This window comes from Marinovum algicola (assembly GCF_900109145.1).
Taxonomy (GTDB): Bacteria; Pseudomonadota; Alphaproteobacteria; order Rhodobacterales; family Rhodobacteraceae; genus Marinovum; species Marinovum algicola.
This window is the reverse complement of record NZ_FNYY01000031.1, coordinates 1-21,824: the sequence shown is the minus strand read 5'-3', so window position 1 is coordinate 21,824 and position 21,824 is coordinate 1. Positions and strand designations below refer to the sequence as shown.

The 21,824-nt window shown below is 67.6% G+C and carries 21 protein-coding genes; 10 read left to right on the top strand and 11 right to left on the bottom strand.

The genetic code is table 11. From position 1 onward, the window contains the following. Positions 1-93: 93 nt before the first annotated feature. A complete protein-coding gene (locus BMW90_RS23995) occupies positions 94-2,826 on the bottom strand; it encodes a [protein-PII] uridylyltransferase (RefSeq protein WP_083416193.1) in 2,733 nt (910 codons plus the stop codon). 28 nt (positions 2,827-2,854) lie between these two features. After that, positions 2,855-4,048 carry a penicillin-binding protein activator gene (locus tag BMW90_RS23990; RefSeq protein ID WP_048533040.1) on the bottom strand — a complete coding sequence of 398 codons (1,194 nt, stop codon included), beginning with the start codon at positions 4,046-4,048 and terminating at the stop codon, positions 2,855-2,857. A 92-nt stretch (positions 4,049-4,140) separates the two neighbouring features. On the opposite strand from BMW90_RS23990, the gene rsmI reads away from it, so the two are divergent. From rsmI to BMW90_RS23970, 4 genes are all read left to right on the top strand, one after another. Beyond that, entirely contained in the window at positions 4,141-5,016 is an 876-nt protein-coding gene (gene rsmI / locus BMW90_RS23985; protein WP_244526612.1) for a 16S rRNA (cytidine(1402)-2'-O)-methyltransferase, read from the top strand. A 17-nt stretch (positions 5,017-5,033) separates the two neighbouring features. Continuing rightward, positions 5,034-5,438 carry a YraN family protein gene (locus tag BMW90_RS23980; protein ID WP_074840047.1) on the top strand — a complete coding sequence of 135 codons (405 nt, stop codon included), beginning with the start codon at positions 5,034-5,036 and terminating at the stop codon, positions 5,436-5,438. Between the two features lie 70 nt (positions 5,439-5,508). Further along, positions 5,509-6,444, top strand: coding sequence for a glutathione synthase (gshB, locus tag BMW90_RS23975; protein ID WP_048533038.1), 936 nt, complete (start codon positions 5,509-5,511; stop codon positions 6,442-6,444). Between the two features lie 5 nt (positions 6,445-6,449). After that, entirely contained in the window at positions 6,450-7,340 is an 891-nt protein-coding gene (locus BMW90_RS23970) for an alpha/beta hydrolase (RefSeq protein ID WP_244526608.1), read from the top strand. On the opposite strand, the gene BMW90_RS23965 is transcribed toward BMW90_RS23970, so the two are convergent. Together BMW90_RS23965 and BMW90_RS23960 are read right to left on the bottom strand one after the other, a co-directional pair. Continuing rightward, the gene (locus tag BMW90_RS23965) at positions 7,306-8,820 is read right to left on the bottom strand and encodes a YifB family Mg chelatase-like AAA ATPase (protein ID WP_074840043.1); all 1,515 of its coding nucleotides are present in this window, start codon (positions 8,818-8,820) and stop codon (positions 7,306-7,308) included. The two genes, BMW90_RS23970 and BMW90_RS23965, sit on opposite strands and share 35 nt — an antisense overlap. Positions 8,821-8,899: 79 nt before the next feature. Next, positions 8,900-9,772 (bottom strand): glutathione S-transferase, encoded by an 873-nt coding sequence (locus BMW90_RS23960; protein ID WP_074840041.1) that lies wholly within the window; start codon positions 9,770-9,772, stop codon positions 8,900-8,902. 198 nt (positions 9,773-9,970) lie between these two features. Between BMW90_RS23960 and BMW90_RS23955 the strand changes: the two genes are divergently transcribed. The 6 genes from BMW90_RS23955 (at position 9,971) to BMW90_RS23930 (ending at position 16,456) form a co-directional block, all read left to right on the top strand. Further along, positions 9,971-10,849 carry an RNA polymerase factor sigma-32 gene (locus BMW90_RS23955; protein WP_048533982.1) on the top strand — a complete coding sequence of 293 codons (879 nt, stop codon included), beginning with the start codon at positions 9,971-9,973 and terminating at the stop codon, positions 10,847-10,849. After that, a complete protein-coding gene (locus BMW90_RS23950) occupies positions 10,846-11,619 on the top strand; it encodes a ChaN family lipoprotein (RefSeq protein ID WP_074840040.1) in 774 nt (257 codons plus the stop codon). The genes BMW90_RS23955 and BMW90_RS23950 overlap by 4 nt, the downstream gene beginning before the upstream one ends. 71 nt (positions 11,620-11,690) lie before the next feature. Then, positions 11,691-12,884 (top strand): bifunctional phosphopantothenoylcysteine decarboxylase/phosphopantothenate--cysteine ligase CoaBC, encoded by a 1,194-nt coding sequence (gene coaBC / locus BMW90_RS23945; protein ID WP_074840038.1) that lies wholly within the window; start codon positions 11,691-11,693, stop codon positions 12,882-12,884. A gap of 61 nt (positions 12,885-12,945) precedes the next feature. After that, positions 12,946-13,383: a dUTP diphosphatase gene (gene dut / locus BMW90_RS23940; protein WP_048533032.1), complete on the top strand. Its 438-nt coding sequence runs from the start codon at positions 12,946-12,948 to the stop codon at positions 13,381-13,383. After that, positions 13,383-14,447 (top strand): HesA/MoeB/ThiF family protein, encoded by a 1,065-nt coding sequence (locus BMW90_RS23935; protein WP_048533031.1) that lies wholly within the window; start codon positions 13,383-13,385, stop codon positions 14,445-14,447. The genes dut and BMW90_RS23935 overlap by 1 nt, the downstream gene beginning before the upstream one ends. After that, positions 14,444-16,456 (top strand): M3 family metallopeptidase, encoded by a 2,013-nt coding sequence (locus BMW90_RS23930; RefSeq protein WP_074840037.1) that lies wholly within the window; start codon positions 14,444-14,446, stop codon positions 16,454-16,456. The genes BMW90_RS23935 and BMW90_RS23930 overlap by 4 nt, the downstream gene beginning before the upstream one ends. A gap of 10 nt (positions 16,457-16,466) precedes the next feature. On the opposite strand, the gene BMW90_RS23925 is transcribed toward BMW90_RS23930, so the two are convergent. From BMW90_RS23925 to BMW90_RS23895, 7 genes are all read right to left on the bottom strand, one after another. Then, the gene (locus BMW90_RS23925; RefSeq protein ID WP_074840035.1) at positions 16,467-17,444 is read right to left on the bottom strand and encodes a TraB/GumN family protein; all 978 of its coding nucleotides are present in this window, start codon (positions 17,442-17,444) and stop codon (positions 16,467-16,469) included. A gap of 21 nt (positions 17,445-17,465) precedes the next feature. Beyond that, complete coding sequence (locus tag BMW90_RS23920) at positions 17,466-17,909, bottom strand: hypothetical protein (RefSeq protein WP_074840033.1); 444 nt, start codon at positions 17,907-17,909, stop codon at positions 17,466-17,468. Between the two features lie 26 nt (positions 17,910-17,935). Further along, the gene (locus BMW90_RS23915) at positions 17,936-19,417 is read right to left on the bottom strand and encodes a protein adenylyltransferase SelO (RefSeq protein ID WP_074840031.1); all 1,482 of its coding nucleotides are present in this window, start codon (positions 19,415-19,417) and stop codon (positions 17,936-17,938) included. Positions 19,418-19,659: 242 nt separating this feature from the next. Next, positions 19,660-20,175 carry a peptide-methionine (S)-S-oxide reductase MsrA gene (gene msrA / locus BMW90_RS23910; RefSeq protein ID WP_048533025.1) on the bottom strand — a complete coding sequence of 172 codons (516 nt, stop codon included), beginning with the start codon at positions 20,173-20,175 and terminating at the stop codon, positions 19,660-19,662. Next, a complete protein-coding gene (gene msrB / locus BMW90_RS23905) occupies positions 20,172-20,621 on the bottom strand; it encodes a peptide-methionine (R)-S-oxide reductase MsrB (RefSeq protein WP_074840029.1) in 450 nt (149 codons plus the stop codon). The genes msrA and msrB overlap by 4 nt, the downstream gene beginning before the upstream one ends. 181 nt (positions 20,622-20,802) lie before the next feature. Then, positions 20,803-21,600, bottom strand: coding sequence for an ATP-binding cassette domain-containing protein (locus BMW90_RS23900; protein WP_244526607.1), 798 nt, complete (start codon positions 21,598-21,600; stop codon positions 20,803-20,805). After that, positions 21,576-21,824 (bottom strand): ABC transporter permease subunit (locus BMW90_RS23895; protein WP_139211511.1); only part of this gene is annotated, 249 nt, incomplete at its 5' end. The genes BMW90_RS23895 and BMW90_RS23900, both read right to left, overlap by 25 nt.

Genomic DNA, 21,824 nt, shown 5'->3' with positions numbered 1-21,824 from the left:
GGTTTCGACGTGCCGGCGTGGCTGCGGAGGCCCCGGATCAGGTCCGGGGCGCGGGCCGCGACGTGCCGGCGGTGGCGCGGTTTGCCTTTGGGCTCAGGACGCGGCCCGTTCCGCGCCTTTCTCGATCGCCTCGCGCAGCTTCCGTTCCAGCGCCTTCTGTTTTGACGGCGCGTGGAACTTCAGGCCGAACATGTCCTTGACGTAGAAGCTGTCGACCACCTGCTCGCCATAGGTCGCGATCACCGCCGAAGAGATATAGACGTTGTTGTTGGCCAGCGTCCGGGTCAGGTCATAGAGCAGCCCGGGCCGATCGCGAGTGTCGACCTCGATGATCGTGTAGATCTCGGAGCCGTCGTTGTCGAAGGTGATATGCGTCGGCACCCGGAAGGCGCGTTCGCGTTTCTTGATCTTGTCGCGCGACTTGATCGCCTCGCCGGTGACCACTTCGCCCATCAGCGTCTTGTGGATCATCGAACGCATGCGCGGCAGCTTGCTGGCCTCGTAAGGCGCGCCCTCGGCGTCCTGGATCCAGAAGGCGGCGGTGGCGAAACCGTCCTTGGTGGTAAAGGTCCGCGCATCGACCACATTGGCCCCGACCAGAGACAGCGCGCCGCACATCCGGCTGAAGATGCCGGGGTGATCGGCCATGGCAAAGCAGACGCGGGTGGCGTCGCGCTCCTCGTCGGGATGGACGTCGATGGCGATGGCGTCATCCTCGAGCCCGCGCAGCAGATTGGCAAAGACCACATGCGCGGTGATGTGAAGACCCTGCCAATATGGCGGATAATGCCGTCCGGTCTCTGTCTTGATGTCCTTGGGGGGCCAGTTGGTGAGCGCCCGGCGCAGGTGCTTCTTGGCCTCGGTGCCGCGGTTCTCGCGGTTGAGCGCCTCCATTCCGTCCTCGAGCGCCCGCCGGGTCTGGCGATAGAGTGCGCGCAGCAGTGCCGCCTTCCAGTTGTTCCAGGTGCCGGGGCCGACGCCGCGGATGTCGCAGACCGTCAGGACGCAGAGCAGGTTGAGCCGATCCACCGACTTCACCGCCTTGGCGAAATCGCGCACCGTGCGGGGATCGGCGATGTCGCGTTTCTGCGCCATATCCGACATCAGCAGGTGATAGCGTACCAGCCATTCGACGGTTTCGCTGTCTTTCCGGTTCAGCCCCAGCCGCGGTGCCACGATGCGGGCGATCCGTGCCCCGAGGATCGAATGATCCTCGTCCCGGCCCTTGCCGATGTCATGCAGCAGCAGGGCCACATAGAGCACCCGGCGGTCGATGCCCTTCTCGATGATCTCGGTCGAAACCGGCAGCTCCTCACCTAGCTCGCCGCGCTCGATCTCGGCCAGGTGGTGGATCACCTGGATGGTGTGTTCGTCCACCGTGTAATGATGGTACATGTTGAACTGCATCATTGCCACGATCGGCGCGAACTCGGGGATGAAGGCCGAGAGCACGCCCAGCTCGTTCATCCGTCGCAGCGCCCGCTCGGGGTTGCCGTGTTTCAGCAGCAGATCGAGAAACAGCTTGTTGGCCGCCGGGTCGCGGCGCATGCCGTCGTCGATCAGTTGCAGGTTGGATTTCACCAGCCGCATGGCATGCGGATGGATCAGCAGATCCGAGCGCAGCGCCTCTTCGAACAGCCGCAGCATGTTGAGCTTGTCGGACAGGAACGCCGCTTCGTCGGCAATCGCCAGCCGGCCATGGGTGACGGTATAGCCGGTCTTGACCTTGGTCTTCCGGGTGAAAATCCGTTCGAGCAGGGCCGGCCCCTTGGTGTGGTCGGCCTCCAGCGCGGTCAGGAAGATACGGGTCAGGTCGCCGACCTCGGTGGCATGCAGGAAGAAATCCTGCATGAAATGCTCGACCGCGCGGCGCCCGCCGGTGTCCTGATAGCCCATGGCGGCGGCGACTTCGACCTGAAGGTCGAAGGTCAGTTGCTCCTGCGGTCGACCGGAGACGAGGTGCAGGTGGCAGCGGGTGGCCCAGAGAAAGGTTTCGGCCTTGACGAAGCCCTCGTATTCCTCGGGCTCGAAGACGCCGAGCCGGACCAGTTCGCTGGAATGGGCGACGTGATGGACGTATTTGGCGATCCAGTAGAGCGATTGCAGGTCGCGCAGCCCGCCCTTGCCCTCCTTGACGTTGGGTTCGACCATGTAGCGCTGGCCGCCTTGCTTTTCGTGCCGGGTGTCGCGCTCTTCGAGCTTGGCCTCGACAAACTCCCGCTCGGACCCTTTGAAGAGATCATTGTTTAGCCGCCGCGACAGATCGGCGGCCAGCGCCGCGTCGCCGGCCAGAAGCCGGTGTTCGAGCAGGGCGGTGCGGATGGTGAAATCCTCGCCGCCGAGCCGGATGCAATCGCGGATCGTGCGCGAGGAATGGCCGACCTTGAGCCGCAGATCCCAGAGGATGTAGAGCATCGATTCGATCACGCTCTCGGCCCAGGAGGTGATCTTGTAAGGCGTCAGGAACAGCAGATCGACGTCGGAATAGGGCGCCATCTCGCCCCGGCCATAGCCGCCCACGGCAATCAGCGCGAGCCGTTCGCCATCGGTGGGGTTGGACAGCGGGTGCAGATATTCGGTTGCCGCGCGCCAGGCGCTCAGGACAAGTTCGTCGGTCAGCCAGGTATAGCTGCGCTTGGCGGCCTCGGCCTCGAGCGGGCGGGCGCGCAGGGCCTCGGCAATGGTGGCCATGCCGGCCTTGCGGGCCTGAAGCAGCTGCCCGACCAGCGCCTTGCGAAAGGCGGCCGGATCGGTCCTGTCGAAGTCCTCCATCAGATCCGCAACCGCGGCGGCATCGAAGATGCGCGCCGCGGGGCAGATCAGCATGGTCTCAAGTAGGGTCGTATCAACCGGTTCAGAAACCGGCAGTGCCAAATCGATTGGGCGCTGGGTCAAGTATCACCACCTTGTTGTCGCGCACGGTGGCGACTGCCAGCGCGCGTTCGTTCGTGCCATCCGCGCGCAGCCGGAAAATGCCGCCGGTGCCCTGGAAGCCCGAGGATTGGGTCAGCGCCGTCGCGGTCAGCGCGTCGGATTTGCCCGCGCCGACCAGCGCGCCGATGGCGGCGATGCCGTCAAAGCCGAGGCCCGCGAGCGGATGCGGCGCGGTGCCATAGGCGCCCTGGTAACGCGACGCGAAATTCGCCGTGCGGGTCTGATCGGGCAGCGCGAACCAGCCGCCCTGGACACCGGGCAGCGACAGCGTTTGCGCCGGCACGTCCCAGCGGGCGAGGCCGATGTATTGCGTGGCGTCCGGGCTGATGCCGTTTTCGGGCAGCAGCTGCACCAGCAACGGCAGCGCGCCAGCGGCGTTCGAGGTCAGGAAGACCGCGTCGGACTGCCGGGCGGCGGCCGCGATGCGCGGCATTGCGGCGATCACGCCCTGCTGCGAGAAATCAAAGCCTTCGGCAGCCACGACCCGCACGCCATTGGCGCCGGCGGCGGCTTCGATGGCGCCCTTGCCGAACTGGCCCTCGACATTGTCGGGGTAGACGACGGTCACCGACTGTTTGCCCTGGCGCGCGGCAAAACCCATCAGGCGGTCGGCCGTGTTGCGGAAGGTCGGGCCAAGCACAAAGACATTGCCGCCGGCGATCGAGGGGTTGTTGGAAAAGCTCAGCACGTTGACGTTGTCATCGGCCACCTGCACGCCCACGGCGTTGGCGGCTTCGCCGAACAACGGCCCGAGAATGATCTTGGCGCCGGCGTCCACCGCCTGTTGCGCCTGGGCGGCGGCAGTGGCGGCATTGCCGGCGGTGTCATAGACCCGCAGGTCGATCTGGACCCCGTCGAGATCGGCGACGGCGAGCCTGGCTGCGTTTTCCAGCGCGCGGGCCACCGCGCCGGCGCCGGCGTCGCTCTTGGGCACCAGCAGCGCCACTGGCACCGGCCGGCTGGTGTTGATGCGCGGTCCCGTGCCGCCGCCGACTCCGCCGATCTGCACCGGCTCACAGGCGGCGAGAGCGATCAGGCCGAGCGTGGCGGCAGCACCGCGGGCAAAACGCGGCAGGCGCAGCCGCTTGCGGGCGGCAGACAAAACGGCAAACATGGTCTATCTCACTTCGCGGTTGGGTGGCGCGGCCGGAGCCGTGCGGTTCGCCGCGATAATAAACACAGAGCGAGGCGGGTCCAGTGGCGAATGTGACAGAGGGGCGGAACTGGCAGAGAGACGCCCGCAAACTGCCGGGCGGGCTCTATTTCGTGGCGGTGCCGATCGGCAACGCCCGCGACATTACCCTGCGCGCGTTGGATGTGCTGGCCGGGGCCGATGTGCTGGCGGCCGAGGACACCCGCGCCTTACGCCGGCTCATGGAGCTGCACGGGGTGGCGCTGAACGGACGCCAGATCCGCGCCTATCACGAGCACAACGGGGAAAAGATACGCCCCGGGTTGCTTGCGGCGCTCTCCGAGGGGCAATCGGTGGCCTATGCCTCCGAGGCCGGAACGCCGCTGATTTCCGACCCGGGATTTGACCTGGCGCGGGCCGCCAGCGAGGCCGGCGCGGCGGTGACGGCGGTACCGGGCGCCTCGGCGGTGCTGGCGGCGCTCAATGTCGCCGGATTGCCCACCGACCGGTTCTTTTTTGCCGGTTTCCTGCCGTCGTCCGGTGCGGCCCGGCGCAAGGCGCTGGAAGAGCTTTCGAGCGTGGCGGCAACGCTTGTGTTCTACGAATCACCGCGCCGGGTGGCGGCGATGCTGGCCGATGCCCGCGATGCGCTTGGTGCCGACCGCCCGGCGGCGGCTTGTCGGGAATTGACCAAGAAATTCGAAGAGGTGCAGCGCGCGCCGCTGGGCGAGCTGGCGGATCGCCTGGCCGAAACCGAGCCGCGCGGCGAATTTGCCGTGGTGATCGGCCGGGGCGCGGCCCAGGCAGAGAGCGCGGAAGACATCGAAACCGCGCTGCGTCAGGCACTGGAAACCATGTCGGTGCGCGACGCGGCGGATGTGGTGGCCAAGGGATACGGGCAAAAGAAACGGATTGTTTATCAGATGGCCCTAGGCTTGGCGAAGGATTGACGCCGGAGGGGCCGGCAATGCCACCGGAACTCGAAAATGACGACATCGGCGCCGCGCGCGCCCGGCGCGGAGAGCGCAATCACCGCGCGGGGACCTGCGCCGAAGAGGCCGTCGCGCGGCGCTATCTTGCGGCGGGCTATACCGCCGTCGCCCGCCGCTGGCGCGGCAAGGGCGGTGAGATCGATCTGGTGTTTGGCGATGGCGCCGGTGGTTTCGTCTTTGTCGAGGTCAAGACCGCCCGCGATCTCGACGGCGCGCTGGCCCGCATTTCGCCGCGACAGGTGGCGCGCATCCACGCCGCCGCGGCGGAATTTCTGGCCGATTGTCCGGCCGGGCTCGACAGCGCGGCGCGCTTTGACGCGGCGCTGATGGACGGCCAGGGCCGGATCGAGATCATGGAGGGTGCGCTGCTGGGCTACTGATGGGGGCTGCGGCATTGAACCCGCCCCGGCCTTGGGCCATGTAAGGGGCGGACATCAGCAGGAACAGCCCATGAAAATCGCCTTTCAGATGGACCCGATCGGGGCCGTGGACATCAATGCCGACAGCACTTTCCGGCTTGCCGAAGAGGCGCAGGCGCGGGGACATGAGCTGTTCTTCTACCTGCCGGACCAGCTGGCCTATCAGGAGGGGCGGATCACCGCCCGGGGCCATGATCTCACGGTGCGTCGGGTGCAGGGCGACCATGCCGATCTTGGCCCGCTGCGCGAGGTCGATCTGGCCGAGTTCGACGTGGTCTGGCTGCGTCAGGATCCGCCGTTCGACATGCATTACATCACCTCGACCCATCTGCTCGACCGGTTGAAGGGCAAGACGCTGGTGGTGAACGATCCTTTCTGGGTGCGCAACTACCCCGAAAAGCTGCTGGTGCTCGACTTCCCCGAGCTGACCCCGCCCACCGCCATCGCCCGCGATCTGCAAACCCTGCGCGAGTTCCGCGACCGGCATGGCGACATCATCCTCAAGCCGCTCTACGGCAATGGCGGCGCCGGCGTGTTCAAGCTTGCCCAGGCCGATGGCAACCTGGCTTCGCTGCACGAGCTTTTTGCCAGTTTCTCGCGCGAGCCGCTGATCGTGCAGAAATATCTGCCCGACGTGACCAAGGGCGACAAGCGGGTGATCCTGGTCGACGGCAGGCCGGTCGGGGCGATCAACCGGGTGCCGGCCAAGGGCGAGACCCGGTCGAACATGCATGTCGGCGGTCGCCCGGAAAAGATCGGGCTGAGCGCCCGCGATCAGGAGATCTGCGAGAAGATCGGGCCGCTGCTGCGTGACAAGGGGCAGGTCTTTGTCGGCATCGACGTGATCGGCGACTACCTGACCGAGATCAACGTCACCTCGCCCACCGGAATTCAGGAGCTCGAGCGCTTCGACGGGATCAACGTCGCCGAGAAGATCTGGCAGGCGATCGAGGCCAAGCTGGCGTGAGCCTGATGCGCCGCCTCCTCAATCCCTGGTTGCGGGTGACGGAGCGGCGGCGCCTGGCACGGGCCACCGACCCCGAGACCCTGCGCCGGGCCTTCGAGGTCAATGCGCGGCTGTTTTTCTGGCCGCCGCGCGGTGCGGCCTTTGACGCGGCCGAGATCGCCGGATGCCCGGCCACCTGGGTCGACCGGGGCCGACCCGGGCCGCTGCTGCTCTATTTTCACGGCGGCGGCTATGTCTTTGGCGCGCCGCGCACCCACCGTGCCATGCTGGCGCATCTGGCGCGGCGCACCGACGGCCCGGCGCTGCTGCCGGGCTATCGCAAGGCACCGGAACATGCCTTTCCCGCCGCTTTTGACGATGCGCTGGCCAGCTACCGGGCGGTGATGGATCATCCCGGTGGCGTGGTGCTTGGCGGTGACAGCGCCGGCGGCGGGCTCGCCCTGGCGGTGCTGGCCGGAATATTGGCGCAGGGCCTGCGCAAGCCGCTGGGGGTGTTTGCCTTTTCGCCCCTGACCGACATGACCTATTCCGGCAACAGCATCGTCGGAAATGCCGGCAGCGACGTGATCCTGCCGGCGGAACGCTGTCATGAGATCGCCGAGATGTACCTTCAGGGCGCCGATCCCGCAGACCCGCGCGCCTCCCCGCTGTTTGCAGAATTCACCGGCGCGCCGCCGGTCTGGCTGACCGCCGCCGACCGCGAGATCCTGCTCGACGACACCCGCCGGATGACGGCGTCGCTGCGCGCGCAGGGAGTCGAAGTCTCCGAGACGATCACCCGGGATCTGCCGCATGTCTGGCCGATCCTGCACAGCTTGCTGCCCGAAGGCCGGGCCACGCTGGGCGATCTGGCGCAGTGGATCAGACGTCTTTCGCCCCGAGAAGCCGGTAGCTGAGCGCCTCGGCGATATGTGGACGGCGCAGGTCGTCGGCGCCGCCGAGATCGGCAATCGTCCGCGCCACCCGCAGCACCCGGTGATAGCCCCGTGCCGAGAGGCCGAAACGCTCTGCGGCCGTCAACAACAGCGCCCGGCCCTCGGTGTCGGGCGTGGCAAAGGCCTCGAGCGCCTTGCCCTGGATGTCGGCATTGACGCGGGTGTCTTCGAGCGCGGCATATCGCGCCGATTGCACCGCGCGGGCAGTGGCGACGCGGGCGGCGACCTCGGCCGAGCTGTCGCCGCCCTCGGGCAGGTCGAGATCGGCGAAGGACACCGGCGGCACGTCGACGCGCAGGTCGAACCGGTCCATCAGCGGGCCGGAAATGCGGCCCATGTACTCTTCGCCACATTGCGGCACCCGGGCGCAGGCGCGGGCCGGATCGGGCAGATAGCCGCATTTGCAGGGGTTGGCGGCGGCCACCAGCATGAAGCGGCAGGGGTATTTCACATGGGCATTGGCGCGGGCCACCATGACCTCGCCGGTCTCGATAGGCTGGCGCAGGGTTTCAAGCACCATGCGGGGAAATTCGGGAAACTCGTCCATGAAGAGCACGCCATTGTGGGCCAGGCTGATCTCGCCCGGTTTGGCGCCGCGGCCGCCGCCGACGATGGCGGCCATCGAGGCGGTGTGATGCGGCTCGCGAAAGGGGCGGGCGCGGGAAATGCCGCCCTCGTCGAGCAGCCCGGCGAGAGAATGGATCATCGAGGTCTCGAGCGCCTCGGCGGCGGAGAGATCGGGCAGGATGGTGGGCAGGCGCGCGGCCAGCATCGACTTGCCAGAGCCGGGCGTGCCGACCATCAGCAGGTGATGGCGACCGGCGGCGGCGATTTCCAGCGCCCGTTTGGCCCGTTCCTGGCCGCGCACGTCGCGCAGATCACGGCCCTCCGGGACGGCATGGACTTCGCCGGGTTCGGCCGGGGGCAGGGGCGACTGGCCGGTGAAATGGCGCACCACGTCTGCCAGCGTGGCGGCACCGATCACCTGGGTCGCGCCGACCCAGGCGGCCTCTGGCCCCGAGGCGCGCGGGCAGAGCAGGGCGCGGTCATCCTCGGCGGCGGCCATGGCGGCGGGCAGGGCGCCGATCACCGGCACCAGCCCGCCATCGAGCGACAGCTCGCCCAGGGCCACGATCCCGGCAACGGCGTCCTCGGGGATGATCTCGAGCGCCGCCAGAAGCCCCAATGCGATCGGCAGGTCGAAATGCGAGCCTTCCTTGGGCAGGTCGGCGGGCGAGAGGTTGACGGTGATTCGCTTGGACGGCAGGGCGATCGACATCGACGACAGCGCCGTGCGCACCCTGTCGCGGGCCTCCGACACCGCCTTGTCAGGCAAGCCGACGATGGAAAAGGCGGGCAGCCCCGGGGTGACGGCGCATTGCACCTCGACCGGGCGTGCCGTCACGCCTTCGAATGCCACCGTATAGGCGCGCGCAATCATGCCACCTCCTCAACCTTTCACGCCTTGACCAAGGTGCCGCGCGAAGGGTTGAGGAAGGGTTAACAGGGGCGAGAGAAGGTTACCGCGCGGCCGCGACCAAGGCGGCAAAGGCGGGCCAGGCGGTGGGGTCGGCCAGGGTCTTGTCGCGGCAGAAGGCGTTGCAAAACCCCCAGGTCCGGCCGCGAAATCCCAGGAAATGCGCCACCGGCGCGCCGGAATAGGGGCAGATGTCATTGACCGAAGACCCCCTGTCCACCGCCTGCGCGGCCTCTGGCGCGGGTCCGGGCCATTGGGTGGTGGCATGTTCCTGGGCATAGCGCGCGAGGGTCTCGCCCCGGACCAGCCCCATGGCGCGAAAGCGGCGGAAGGCCGGATCGGACAGGTGGCGTGCGACATACCGGGCGGCGGTTTCGCCCACCGGCAGACCGTAGCCGGCGATGCGTGCGGCGACCGGTGCGAAAAACGCGTCGGCCACGCAATATTCGCCACAGAGCCAGGGGCCGCCGGATTGGGCGAGGGCAAAGCTCCAGATCTCCTCGATGCGGGCGAGATCGGCGGCCAGTGGTGCCGGCACCGGCACGCCGGCATAGGCCAGCCGCAGGTTCATCGGGCAGAGCGTCCGCAAAGTGGCAAAGCCCGCATGCATTTCGGCGGCGAGGGATCGGGCGGTGGCCCGCCGCACCGGATCCGTGGGCCAGAGCCCGGCCTCGGGACGGCGGCAGGCCAGCTCTTCTGCGAGCGCCAGAGAATCCCAGGCCAGCCCGCCGCCCGACAGCTCGGCACAGGGCACAGTGCGGGCCGGCGGCAGGGCCAGCTGGGCGGCCACACTCTCTGCTCGGTTGAAGTCGACCACCGCGATCCGGCAGGGAATGTCGAAGCGGTGATAGAGCAGCCAGCCGCGCAGCGACCAGCTGGAATAGGCGTAATCGCCGATATGAAGCGTATCTGTCATCAGAGCAGGTTAGAAACGCGGATTTTTCTTGTCCAACAAAGTTTTGTTCGCATCCGCATCAGCATTGGTGACGCCATGCGGCTAGGGCCGCGCGGCTGAAAATCGAATGTTTTTTCAAGTATTTTTGGTCCGCACCGGAACCGGACCCGTACCTTTGGTGTTTGAAACCAGACATCTACGGAATTGTGGGGAATGGAAATGGCACTCGACGCACTGGATGACAGAACACTGTCCCGCGCCGCCATGAAAGCCGAATTGCTGGACGCGGACACCGAACGCAGGCTCGCCTATGCATGGCGGGACGAGCGAGACGAGGTTGCGCTGCACCGGCTGATCACGGCCTACATGCGGCTGGCGATTTCCATGGCCTCGAAGTTCCGGCGCTACGGCGCACCGATGAACGATCTGATTCAGGAAGCGGGACTTGGGCTGATGAAAGCGGCCGACAAGTTCGACCCCGACCGCGGGGTACGCTTTTCGACCTATGCGGTCTGGTGGATCAAGGCTTCGATCCAGGATTACGTGATGCGCAACTGGTCGATGGTGCGCACCGGCTCCACCTCGTCGCAGAAGTCGCTGTTTTTCAACCTGCGCCGGGTCCAGGCCCGGATCGAACGCGAAGCGGCGGCCGAGGGCGGCGAGTTGGATCGCAACCAGATGCGTCACAAGATCGCCTCCGAGATCGGCGTGCCGCTGGCGGATGTCGAGATGATGGAAGGCCGGCTGTCGGGCTCGGATTTCTCGCTCAACGCCACCCAGTCCACCGAGGACGAGGGCCGCGAATGGATCGACACCATCGAGGACGAAGGCCCGCAGGCCGCCGAGCAGGTCGAGCTTGAGCATGATATGGAGCAGCTGCGCAACTGGCTGGTGGCCGCGATGGGCGATCTGAACCAGCGCGAGCGTTTCATCGTGCAGGAGCGCAAGCTCCGTGACAAGCCGCGCACGCTCGAGAGCCTCGGCAGCGAGCTGAGCCTGTCGAAAGAGCGGGTTCGCCAACTCGAGGCGGCGGCGTTTCAGAAAATGCGGAAATCGCTTGAAGGCCAGAGCAAGGAAGTTCACGACTTCCTCGCATGAGGATTCTGTTTTTCGTCTGGTTGATGAGTTTGACCCCGGTCGCCCTGGCGGCCGGGGCTTTTGATGTGCATGTCCTGGGCGAGGTGCACGACAATCCGACGCATCATGCCGAGCAGGCCCGGCGGGTGACCGAGATCGTCCCGGCGGCGCTGGTGTTCGAGATGCTGACCGAGGCACAGGCGGCTCGCGCCCTGCCGGAACTACGCGGCGATCCGACGGCCCTGGAAGAGGCGCTGGGCTGGGCCGAGAGCGGCTGGCCCGATTTCACGATGTATTACCCGGTGTTTGCGGCGGCGCCCGAGGCGCGGATCCTTGGCGCGGCGGTGCCCCGCGCGGCGGCGCGCGCGGCGATGCGTGACGGTCTGGCTGCCACCTTTGGCGATGAGGCCGGGCGGTACGGGCTGACAGAGGCGTTACCCCCGGCCGAGCAGGCGCAGCGCGAGACCCTGCAACAGGAGGCGCATTGCGGTGCGCTGCCCGACGAGATGCTGCCGGCGATGGTGGCGGTGCAGCGGCTGCGCGACGCGGCGCTGGCGCGGGCGGTGGTCCGGGCGCTGGCGGCGACCGGCGGGCCGGTGGCGGTGATTACCGGCAACGGCCATGCGCGCCGCGACTGGGGCCTGCCGCGCGTACTGGCGCGGGTGGCGCCCGAGGCACGGGTGCACGTGCTGTTGCAGGACGAGGAGGACGTGGTGCCCGAGGGCGGCCATGACGAGGTGGTTTTTGCCCCGGCGGCGCCGCGCGAGGATCCCTGCGCGGCCTTCCGGTAGCGGGTTCTTCCGCCCTTGCGGGTCTCATTGCAAAGGCCGTAGGGTCGGCGCGATGTTTTTGGAGGCCGGGAATGTTGGCGGGCAAGCGGATACTTCTGATTATCGGCGGCGGAATCGCGGCTTACAAGGGCCTCGACCTGATCCGGCGGCTGCGCGAGCGCGGTGCGACGGTGACCCCGGTGATGACCCGCGCGGCCGAGCAATTCGTCACCCCGCTCAGCGTCTCGGCGCTGGCCGGAGAGGCGGTGCACCGCGATCTCTTCGACCTGACGAAAGAGGCCGAGATGGGCCATATCCAGCTCAGCCGGGTGGCCGATCTGGTGCTGGTGGTGCCGGCGACGGCGGACTTGATGGCCAAGATGGGCTCCGGGCTGGCCGGCGATCTGGCGACGACGCTGCTGATGGCGACCGATACGCCGGTGATGATCGCCCCGGCGATGAACGTGCGGATGTGGCAGCACCCGGCGACGCAGCGCAATCTTGCGGTGCTAAAAGCGGACGGCGTGACCGTGGTGGGCCCCGATGACGGCGACATGGCCTGTGGCGAATTCGGCCCCGGGCGGCTCTCGGAAGTGCCGGATATCCTGGCGGCGGTAGAGCGGCATTTCGCGGCGGGGCCGCTGGCGGGCCAGCGGGTGCTGGTGACCTCGGGGCCGACGCATGAGCCGATCGATCCGGTGCGCTATATCGCAAACCGGTCCTCCGGCGCGCAGGGCACGGCAATCGCCGAGGCGCTGTTGCGGCTGGGGGCGGAGGTGATCTTTGTCACCGGTCCGGCGGATGTGGCGCCGCCCGATGGTGTTGCGCTGCACCGGGTCGAGACCGCGCGGCAGATGCTGGACGCGGTGCAGGCGGCCTTGCCGGTGGATGCGGCGGTGTTCGCGGCGGCGGTGGCGGATTGGCGCGTCCGCGAGGCGTCGGACCGCAAGATCAAGAAACAGGCCGGCACGCTGCCGGCGCTGCATTTCGACGAGAACCCGGACATCCTGGCCACGGTGGCGCAGATGGCGACCGGGCGGCCCGGGCTGGTGGTGGGCTTTGCCGCCGAGACAAATGACGTGGTGGAAAATGCCACTGCGAAACGGGCACGCAAGGGCTGCGACTGGATCGTCGCCAACGATGTGCGGCCCGAGACCGGGATCATGGGCGGGGCCGAGAATGCCGTTACGCTGATCACCTCCGAGGGCGCCGAGGCCTGGCCGCGCATGGGCAAGCGCGCGGTGGCGGAGCGACTGGCAGAACGGCTGGCGGCGGCGCTGGGCTGAGACGGCGGGATGGCGTATTTTTGAAAGAGAAGAAGGACAGGGCGTGGTTGCTTTGAACATCATGTGGGACCAAGGCGCGGATGTGTCGCTGGGGCTGCCGCGATATGAAACCGCGGGGGCGGCGGGGGCGGATCTCCGGGCGCATTTGCCGGAGCAGCGGCCCCTGGTGCTGGCGCCGGGCGCAAGGGCGCTGGTGCCCACCGGGCTGCGCCTGGCCGTGCCTTTGGGGTACGAGGTGCAGATCCGGCCGCGCTCCGGACTGGCGTTGAAGCATGGCGTAACCCTGGCCAATGCGCCCGGCACGATCGACAGCGATTATCGCGGCCCGCTGGGGGTGATCCTGCTCAATGCCGGGCAGGCGGATTTCGAGGTCACCCACGGAATGCGGATCGCGCAGATGGTGCTGGCGCCGGTGGTGCAGGCCGATTTCGCGCTGGTCGAGACCCTGGACGAGACCGTGCGCGGGGCGGGGGGCTTTGGCTCTACCGGGGCCGGCTGATGCTGCTGGTTCTGGCGCTGGCGGCGGCGATCTGGGGCCTGGGCTGGGCGCTCGGCCTGCCCCGGGCGGCGCGCTGGCCGCTGATCGGGCTGCTGTTTGTCGCCGTGCTGGGCATCCAGTTCCTGTTTCCCCAGGGGCATGCGTTGCGGGCGGCCACCGGCGGCGAGCCGGCGCTCTGGCTCTTGCTGGCGGGCTTTGTCGCGGTCATCCTGGCCTATCGCCACCTGCTGGGACGGGTGCGGGCCCGGGCGCAGGGGCAGGAGGCGCCGCCTCCGCCGGCGGCGGCGCAGGAGGGGCCGATGGGCGAGGCGGAGCTGGAGCGTTATGCCCGCCACATCGTGCTGCGCGAGTTGGGCGGACCGGGCCAGCAGCGGCTGCGCCGGGCGCGGGTGCTGGTGATCGGCGCCGGCGGGCTGGGCGCCCCGGCGCTGCAATATCTGGCGGCGGCCGGGGTCGGCACGCTCGGGGTGATCGACGACGACGTGGTCGAGAATGCCAACCTGCAACGCCAGGTGATCCACCGTGACGGCGATATCGGCACGCCCAAGGTGTTCAGCGCCCGGGCCGCGATGATGGCGCAAAATCCCTATGCCCGGGTGCTGCCCTATCACCGGCGGCTGACCGAAGAGGTGGCCGATGACCTGTTCGCCGAATTCGATCTGGTGCTCGACGGCACCGACAATTTCGACACCCGCTACCTGGCCAATCGGGCGGCGGTGCGGGCCGGCATCCCGCTGATCTCCGGCGCGCTGTCGCAATGGGAGGGCCAGCTTTCGGTGTTCGATCCGGCGCGCGGCACCCCCTGTTACCAATGCCTCTTTCCCGAGCCGCCCGCCCCCGGCCTTGCGCCCTCCTGTGCCGAGGCCGGGGTTCTGGGGCCGTTGCCCGGCGTGGTCGGCGCGATGATGGCGGTCGAGGCGGTCAAGGTGCTGGCCGACGCCGGCGCGCCGCTTCGGGGCGAGATGCTGATTTATGATGCGCTGTGGTCCGAGACCCGCAAGATCGCCCTGAAACGGCGCGCGGAATGTCCGGTCTGTGGCGGAGCAAAAGGAACCACATCATGACAAATCCCCTGCTGGCCGAGTGGACGGGCCCCTTCGGCCTGCCGCCCTTCGACGCCATCGAGGACGCCGATTTCGGCCCCGCCCTGGAGGCTGCGCTGGCCGAGGATCTGGCCGAGGTCGCAGGAGTTGCAGATGCCGCCGAGCCGCCGACCTTCGCCAATACCATCGAGGGGCTGATACGCTGTGGCGCGACGCTCGACCGGGTGACCGGGGTGTTCTTCAACCTTGCCGGCAGCGACAGCACGCCCGCGCGCGAGGCGCTGATGCGGGAGTATTCGCCGAAACTGGCCGCCCATGCGGCGGCGATCTATGGCAACCGGCCGCTGTTCGACCGCATCCGCAGCCTCTGGGAGCGCCGCGAGACGCTTGGGCTGAACGACGAGCAGGCGCGCGTGCTGATGCTGGTGCACCGCAATTTCATCCGCGCCGGGGCCGCGCTGGAGGGCGACGACGCGGCGCGGATGACCGCGATCAAGCAGCGGCTGGCGGTGCTGGGCACCAGCTTTACCCAGAACCTGCTGGCGGATGAGCGCGACTGGTCGATGCCGCTGTCCGAGGCCGATCTGGAGGGTTTGCCGGGCTTTGTCGTGGCTGCGGCCCGCGCGGCCGGAGAGGAGCGCGGCGCCGCCGGCCCGGTGCTCACCCTGTCGCGTTCGCTGATCGTGCCGTTCCTGCAATTCTCGCCGCGGCGTGACCTGCGCGAGCGGGCCTACAAGGCCTGGGTGGCGCGCGGCGCCGGTGGCGGGGCGACCGACAACCGCGAGATTGCCGCCGAGATCCTCGGGCTGCGGCAGGAGCGGGCGGCACTTCTGGGCTACGCCGATTTCGCCAGCTACAAGCTCGAAACCGAGATGGCCGGCACGCCTGCGAAGGTGCGCGCGCTGCTCTCGGCGGTCTGGGCGCCGGCCCGGGCCCAGGCGGAGGCCGATGCGCAGCTGCTCGAAGAGCGGATGCACGCCGATGGGGTCAACGCTGCGTTGGCACCCTGGGACTGGCGCTACTACGCCGGGAAACGGCGCAAGGCCGAACATGATCTCGACGACGCGGCGCTCAAGCCCTATCTGCAACTGGACCGGATGATCGAGGCCGCTTTCGATTGTGCCAACCGGTTGTTCGGGCTGGAGTTCCGGGCGCTCGATCTGCCGCTCTATCACCCCGACGCCCGGGCTTGGGAGGTGACGCGGGGTGGTGCGCATGTGGCGGTGTTCATCGGCGATTACTTTGCCCGTGGCTCCAAGCGTTCGGGCGCCTGGTGTTCGGCGATGCGGATGCAGGGCAAGTTCCCGAAGGTGCAGCACCCGGTGGTCGTCAACGTCTGCAACTTTGCCAAGGGCACCCCGGCACTGCTGTCTTATGACGATGCGCGGACGCTGTTCCACGAGTTCGGCCATGCGCTGCACCAGATGCTGTCGGATGTCACCTACGACATGGTTGCCGGCACCTCGGTGGCGCGCGATTTCGTCGAACTGCCAAGCCAGCTCTTCGAGCATTGGCTCGAGGTGCCCGAGGTGCTGCGCCGTTTTGCCACCCATGTCGAGACCGGGGACGCCATGCCGCAGGAAATGCTCGACAAGGTGCTCAAGGCCGCAAACTTCGATCAGGGGTTCCAGACGGTGGAATATGTCGCCTCGGCCTTGGTCGATCTGGCCTTTCACGAAGGCGCGGCGCCGGCGGTTCCGATGGCGAAACAGGCCGAGGTGCTGGCGGCGCTCGAGATGCCCGCCGCCATCGGCATGCGCCACGCCACGCCGCATTTCGCCCATGTCTTTGCCGGCGACGGCTATTCCAGCGGCTATTACAGCTACATGTGGTCCGAGGTGATGGACGCCGACGCCTTTGCCGCCTTCGAAGACGCCGGCGGCGCCTTTGATCCCGAAATGGCGCGGAAACTGGAAAAACACATCCTCTCGGCCGGCGGTTCGCAGGAGGCCGAGGCGCTCTATCTCGCCTTCCGTGGTCGCATGCCGGGCGTCGAGGCGCTGCTCAAGGGGCGCGGCCTGGCCAGCTGATCCCCGGCCCTCAGAATTCCAGACGTTCGAGGCTGTAGCCCCGGCGCTGCAACTGGTTGAGCAGCCCGCTCTCGCCCATCAGATGCGCCGCGCCCACCGCCACCATCAGGCGGTCTTCCGGCGCCGCTTCGATCACCTCGATCCAGGCCAGGTTGCGGTCGGTCAGCAGCTTGTCCTCCATCTCGTCGAGCATCGCTTCGGTCTGCGCTTCCGGCAGATCGAGATGGGCAAAGGTCATCATCCGCGACACTTGCCAGTTGTCGGAATGCGCCTCGTCGAAATAGCCGTTGACCGTGGTCACCAGCAGATCGGCGCCGGTGGCCTCGGGAAAGACGCCAAGCCGCAGCATGTCGAGCTGTTCTTCCAGCGGCTCTTCGTTGAACACCCGGAAGACCGTGTCATAAGCCTCGATCGAGCTGCGCGGCACCCCGGCCTCGGTGGCGACCGCTTCGATCCGCGCATCGAGCCCGCCACCGTCCTTCATCAGATCCATCGCGCAGCCCGGCAGCGCCAGCACCAGCGACAGATACCAGGGCTGCATCTTGGCCGCCATCACCGGCGGGATGCCGCGGCTGCGGGCGGCTTCGGCCAGCGCCTGCCAGTCGTCTTCCGCAAGCAGGTCGGGCAGCGAGGTCTCCTGCAACAGCAACAGCGAGGTATCGGCTGCCAGATTGCGCTCCAGCGCCTTGCGGTCTTCGGCGTTGGCCTCGAGAAACAGGCGCTCGGCGCGTTCGATATCGGGTGTCAGCCGGTCCATCACCGGGTCGAGCCGCGGGTCGGGGATGTGGATCGTGCCAACCAGATCGATCACCCGGTCGCCGCGACTTGCGCGCCAGCGGTTGCCCTCGGGAAAAGGCGTCTGTTCCGCCGCCTGCGTCAGCGCCGCCTGTTGGGCCGGCGAGAGGCCGGCGCGCAGGTCGGTGCCTTCGCAACCGGCCCAGAGGGCCTGCGGCAAGAGCGCGATCAGGGCAGAGATGAGCAAGCGCAAACCGGATACTCCTGGTCGGGGTCAGTAGACGGCGGTGATCTCGTGGCGGGTGTCGTTGAATTCGAAACTGTCGCCGGCGCCCAGGCCCCGCATGGCGCGAAAGATCGGCGCGGCGGGGGAAATGCCCATCACCTTGCGGCCATCGAGATCAAACTCGGGTGTCGCCACGCAGACCACCAGCATGCGGCCATCGAGCTCGACGGCGGCACCGGCGGTGACCTCGTCCTTGGCGCCGAAATCGATCTCGTTCAGCCGGCGCAGCCGCGCCTCGTCGTCATGCATTGCCTCGTCCCAGGCGGCAGCCAGCTCGCCGTTCGATTCCGCCCGGCTCTGCTGATCGTGATCCAGCGGCTCGTCACCGGTGACACGGGCCTCGGCGACGAGGGTTTCGTATTTCTCGCGCGCGGCTTCGTAATCGGCGCGGGTGAGTTCGAGAAGGCGGGTCTTGAGCACGGATTTGTCCATGGTGTCTCCGTTCTTTCATCGGGGTGTCAGGTGCCGCAATAGGTCTTGTAGGGGCCGAAATCCCGAGGCGCCGGGCGGGCGTAATCCTCGAGCCCGGCGCGCTCCTGGTACGGCGCGCGCAACACCTCGAGCAGCCGGGTGATCGGCCCCATGTCGCCCTCGGTCTCGGCCGCGGTCAGCGCCTCTTCGACCTTGTGATTGCGCGGGATATAGATCGGATTGACCGCCGCCATCGCCGAGCGGCGATCCGCCGGATCGCGGCCCTCGCGCGCCAGCCGTTCGCGCCAGTGCGGCAGCCATTCGCGGATCGCCGAGGCGTCGTCGAAAAGATCGGTCACCACCGTCTCATCGCCTGCGATGGCGTCGGGCAAGTGGCGGAAAAACAGCGTATGGTCCACGGATTGCCCCGACATCGCGGCATAAAGCGCGTTGACGAAGCCGATGTCGCTGTCGTCGCCCTCGGTCAGCCCGATCTTGGCACGCGCGCCGTCGAGCCACTGCGCGGAGTAGATCTCGGGAAACTCCTCGAGTTCTTCTGTGGCCAGACGCACCGCCTCTTCCTGATCTTCGTGCAGCAGCGGCACCAGCGTCTCGGCCAGCCGCGCCAGGTTCCACTGCGCGATGACCGGCTGTTTGCCATAGGCATAGCGCCCGCCATGGTCGATCGAGGAGAACACCGCCTTGGCATCGAAAGTATCGATAAAGGCGCAGGGGCCGTAATCGATGGTCTCGCCCGAGATTGTCATGTTGTCGGTGTTCATCACCCCGTGAACAAAGCCCACATGCATCCACTGCGCGATCAGCGCCGCCTGGCGCCGGATCACCGCGCGCAGAAAGCCGAGATAGCGGTCGTCCGTGCCGGCCAGCGCGGGATCGTGGCGCGCGATGGCGTACTCGGCCAGCTGGCGCACCCGGTCACGTTCGCCCCGGGCGGCAAAGAACTGAAAGGTGCCGACGCGCAGGTGTGAGGCGGCCACCCGGGCCAGCACCGCGCCGGGCTTGGCACTTTCGCGCCAGACCGTCTCGCCGGTGGTCACCGCCGAGAGCGCGCGGGTGGTGGGGATGCCCAGCGCATGCATCGCCTCGCCGATGACGAATTCGCGCAGCACTGGACCGAGCACCGCCTTGCCATCGCCGCCGCGCGAAAACGGCGTGCGGCCGGACCCCTTGAGATGCAGGTCGCGGCGATTGCCGTCGCGGTCGATCACCTCGCCCAGAAGGATCGCCCGCCCATCGCCGAGCCGCGGCGAGAAGCCACCGAACTGGTGCCCGGCATAGGCCTGCGCCAGCGTCTCGGCGCCGTCGGGGGCGCGGGCGCCGGCGAGGATCGCCGCGCCTTCGTCGCTGTCGAGCGCATCGGCGTCGAGGTTCAGCGCCTCGGCCAGCTCGGCATTCAGCAACACGATGCGCGGTTCCGGCACCTTGTCGCCCTCCCAGGGGACATAGAAGCCGTCAAGCTCGCGCGCGTAGCTGTTGTCGAAGGTGAAATCCGGCGTGTGATGTGTCATATCTGTAAGGTGTGTCGGTTGCGGCGGATTTCCAAGGGGCGATCGCGCTTTCCGCAGCGCGGCCGACAGCAATGCAGCCGCGGCGGCCCTGCGCGGGCGCGGTCGAGGTGCCGGGGCGCCGGCCGGGTCCGCAGGGCCGAGCTCGGGCCGCCTGTGGCGAGAGGCCCCGGGTCGCGCCCGGGGCGGGGGTGGACACCGACGCCTGTCCCGGGCGTGCCCCGGGACCTCGCCGTCAGACCGGCTTATTCCGCCGCAGAGCGCCGGGGCAGTACCCAGTGCTTGCGCGGGAAGTGGCAGGTATAGCCGCCGGGGAAGCGTTCGAGGTAATCCTGATGCTCCGGCTCGGCCTCCCAGAAATCGCCCACCGGCTCGACCTCGGTCACCACCTTGCCGGGCCAGATGCCCGAGGCGTCGACATCGGCAATGGTATCGAGCGCCACCTCTTTCTGCGCCTCGTCCACGTAGTAGATTGCCGACCGATAGCTCATCCCGCGGTCATTGCCCTGCTGGTTCAGGGTCGACGGGTCGTGAATCTGGAAAAAGAACTCCAGCAGCGCGCGAAAGGAAATCTGGTCGGGATCATAGCTGATCTCGATCCCTTCGGCATGGGTGCCGTGGTTGCGATAGGTGGCATTGGGCACGTCGCCGCCGGTATAGCCGACGCGGGTGGATGTCACCCCCGGCAGCTTGCGGATCAGATCCTGCATCCCCCAGAAGCAGCCGCCGGCCAGCACGGCGCGTTTCACTGTCTCACTCATTGGGTCACCTCCTCGACCTGATCGAGATATTTGCCATAGCCCTCGGCTTCCATGTCATCGCGGTGGATGAAACGCAGCGAGGCGGAGTTGATGCAGTAACGCAGCCCGCCCCGGTCGCGCGGACCATCGGGAAAGACATGACCGAGGTGGCTGTCGCCATGGGTCGAGCGGACCTCGGTGCGGATCATGCCATGGGTGGTGTCGCGCAGCTCGTTGACATGGGCAGGCTCGATCGGCTTGGTGAAGCTGGGCCAGCCGCAGCCGGAGTCGAACTTGTCGGTGGAGGCAAACAGCGGCTCGCCCGACACGATGTCGACGTAGATCCCCAGCTCCTTGCTGTCGTTGTACTTGCCGGTGAACGGCCGCTCGGTGCCATTCTCCTGCGTCACCCGGTATTCCTCGGGGCTGAGCGCGGCGATCGCGTCAGCGGATTTGTCATATGTCACGTCGGACCCCTCCAGTTTTCTCCGTTGCAGCGAATGTGGGGTGGCGGGGTCGGTTTGTCCAATATCTGTCACTGCCGTCACGGCGGCGTGAGCGGGGGCGGTATCGAGGCGGGCGGTCCCGGGGAAAACCGGGGCCGCGCCATTTGGGGCCGCGAGGCCCCGGGGCAGGCCCGGGGCGGGGTCAGGCGGCCTGGGCCCCGTCCGGCACCTTGGCGCCGGTCATGTAGGCGACGGCGTCGGACATGCTGTGATCCTTGGGGTTGATCACGCAGAGCCGCTTGCCCAGCCGGTGGACGTGGATCCGGTCGGCGACCTCGAAGACATGCGGCATGTTGTGGCTGATCAGGATGATCGGGATGCCGCGCGACTTCACGTCCTGGATCAGCTCCAGCACCTTGCGGCTCTCCTTGACGCCGAGCGCCGCCGTCGGCTCGTCGAGGATGATGACCTTGGATCCGAAGGCCGCCGCGCGGGCCACCGCCACCCCCTGACGCTGGCCGCCCGAGAGCGTCTCGACCGCCTGGTTGATGTTCTGGATCGTCATCAGGCCCAGCTCCGACAGCTTCTCGCGGGCGAACCGCTCCATCTCCTTCTTGTCGAGCTTTCGGAACCACTTGCCCATGAAGTCCTGGCGCACGATCTCGCGGCCCATGAACATGTTGTCGGCGATCGACAGGGCGGGCGACATGGCCAGCGTCTGGTACACGGTCTCGATCCCGGCGTTGCGGGCGTCGATCGGCGAGTGGAAGTTGACCGGCTTGCCGTCCAGCTCCACCGTGCCCTCGTCGGGGATCACTGCGCCCGAGACCGCCTTGATCAGCGTCGATTTGCCGGCGCCGTTGTCGCCGATCACGGCGAGGATCTCGCCCGGATAGAGGTCGAAGTCGCAGCGGTCGAGCGCCGTCACCTTGCCGTAGCGTTTGGTGAGGTTGCGTCCTTTGAGTATGGGTTGGGTTATGCTGTCACCTTTCTGATCCACTGGTCCACGGCCACGGCGGCGATGATCAGCGCACCGATGAGCAGGAAGGTCCATTGCGGGTTGGCGCCGGCCATCCGGAGCCCCAGTTCGAAGACCCCGACGATCAGCGCCCCGAAGAACGCGCCGAGGATCGAGCCGCGCCCGCCAAAGAGCGAGATGCCGCCGATCACCACGGCGGTGATCGCCTGGATGTTGCCGATCACGCCGGTCGTGGCCGAGGGCGA

Coding starts and splice junctions, on each gene's coding strand:
- gshB (WP_048533038.1), top strand. CDS start 5,509: ATGAAAATCGCCTTTCAGATGGACCCGATCGGGGCCGTGGACATCAAT.
- BMW90_RS23915 (WP_074840031.1), bottom strand. CDS start 19,417: ATGACACATCACACGCCGGATTTCACCTTCGACAACAGCTACGCGCGC.
- BMW90_RS23970 (WP_244526608.1), top strand. CDS start 6,450: ATGCGCCGCCTCCTCAATCCCTGGTTGCGGGTGACGGAGCGGCGGCGC.
- BMW90_RS23990 (WP_048533040.1), bottom strand. CDS start 4,048: ATGTTTGCCGTTTTGTCTGCCGCCCGCAAGCGGCTGCGCCTGCCGCGT.
- BMW90_RS23930 (WP_074840037.1), top strand. CDS start 14,444: ATGACAAATCCCCTGCTGGCCGAGTGGACGGGCCCCTTCGGCCTGCCG.
- BMW90_RS23960 (WP_074840041.1), bottom strand. CDS start 9,772: ATGACAGATACGCTTCATATCGGCGATTACGCCTATTCCAGCTGGTCG.
- BMW90_RS23980 (WP_074840047.1), top strand. CDS start 5,034: ATGCCACCGGAACTCGAAAATGACGACATCGGCGCCGCGCGCGCCCGG.
- msrA (WP_048533025.1), bottom strand. CDS start 20,175: ATGAGTGAGACAGTGAAACGCGCCGTGCTGGCCGGCGGCTGCTTCTGG.
- BMW90_RS23950 (WP_074840040.1), top strand. CDS start 10,846: ATGAGGATTCTGTTTTTCGTCTGGTTGATGAGTTTGACCCCGGTCGCC.
- BMW90_RS23935 (WP_048533031.1), top strand. CDS start 13,383: ATGCTGCTGGTTCTGGCGCTGGCGGCGGCGATCTGGGGCCTGGGCTGG.
- BMW90_RS23955 (WP_048533982.1), top strand. CDS start 9,971: ATGGCACTCGACGCACTGGATGACAGAACACTGTCCCGCGCCGCCATG.
- BMW90_RS23965 (WP_074840043.1), bottom strand. CDS start 8,820: ATGATTGCGCGCGCCTATACGGTGGCATTCGAAGGCGTGACGGCACGC.
- dut (WP_048533032.1), top strand. CDS start 12,946: ATGTGGGACCAAGGCGCGGATGTGTCGCTGGGGCTGCCGCGATATGAA.
- coaBC (WP_074840038.1), top strand. CDS start 11,691: ATGTTGGCGGGCAAGCGGATACTTCTGATTATCGGCGGCGGAATCGCG.
- BMW90_RS23920 (WP_074840033.1), bottom strand. CDS start 17,909: ATGGACAAATCCGTGCTCAAGACCCGCCTTCTCGAACTCACCCGCGCC.
- BMW90_RS23995 (WP_083416193.1), bottom strand. CDS start 2,826: ATGCTGATCTGCCCCGCGGCGCGCATCTTCGATGCCGCCGCGGTTGCG.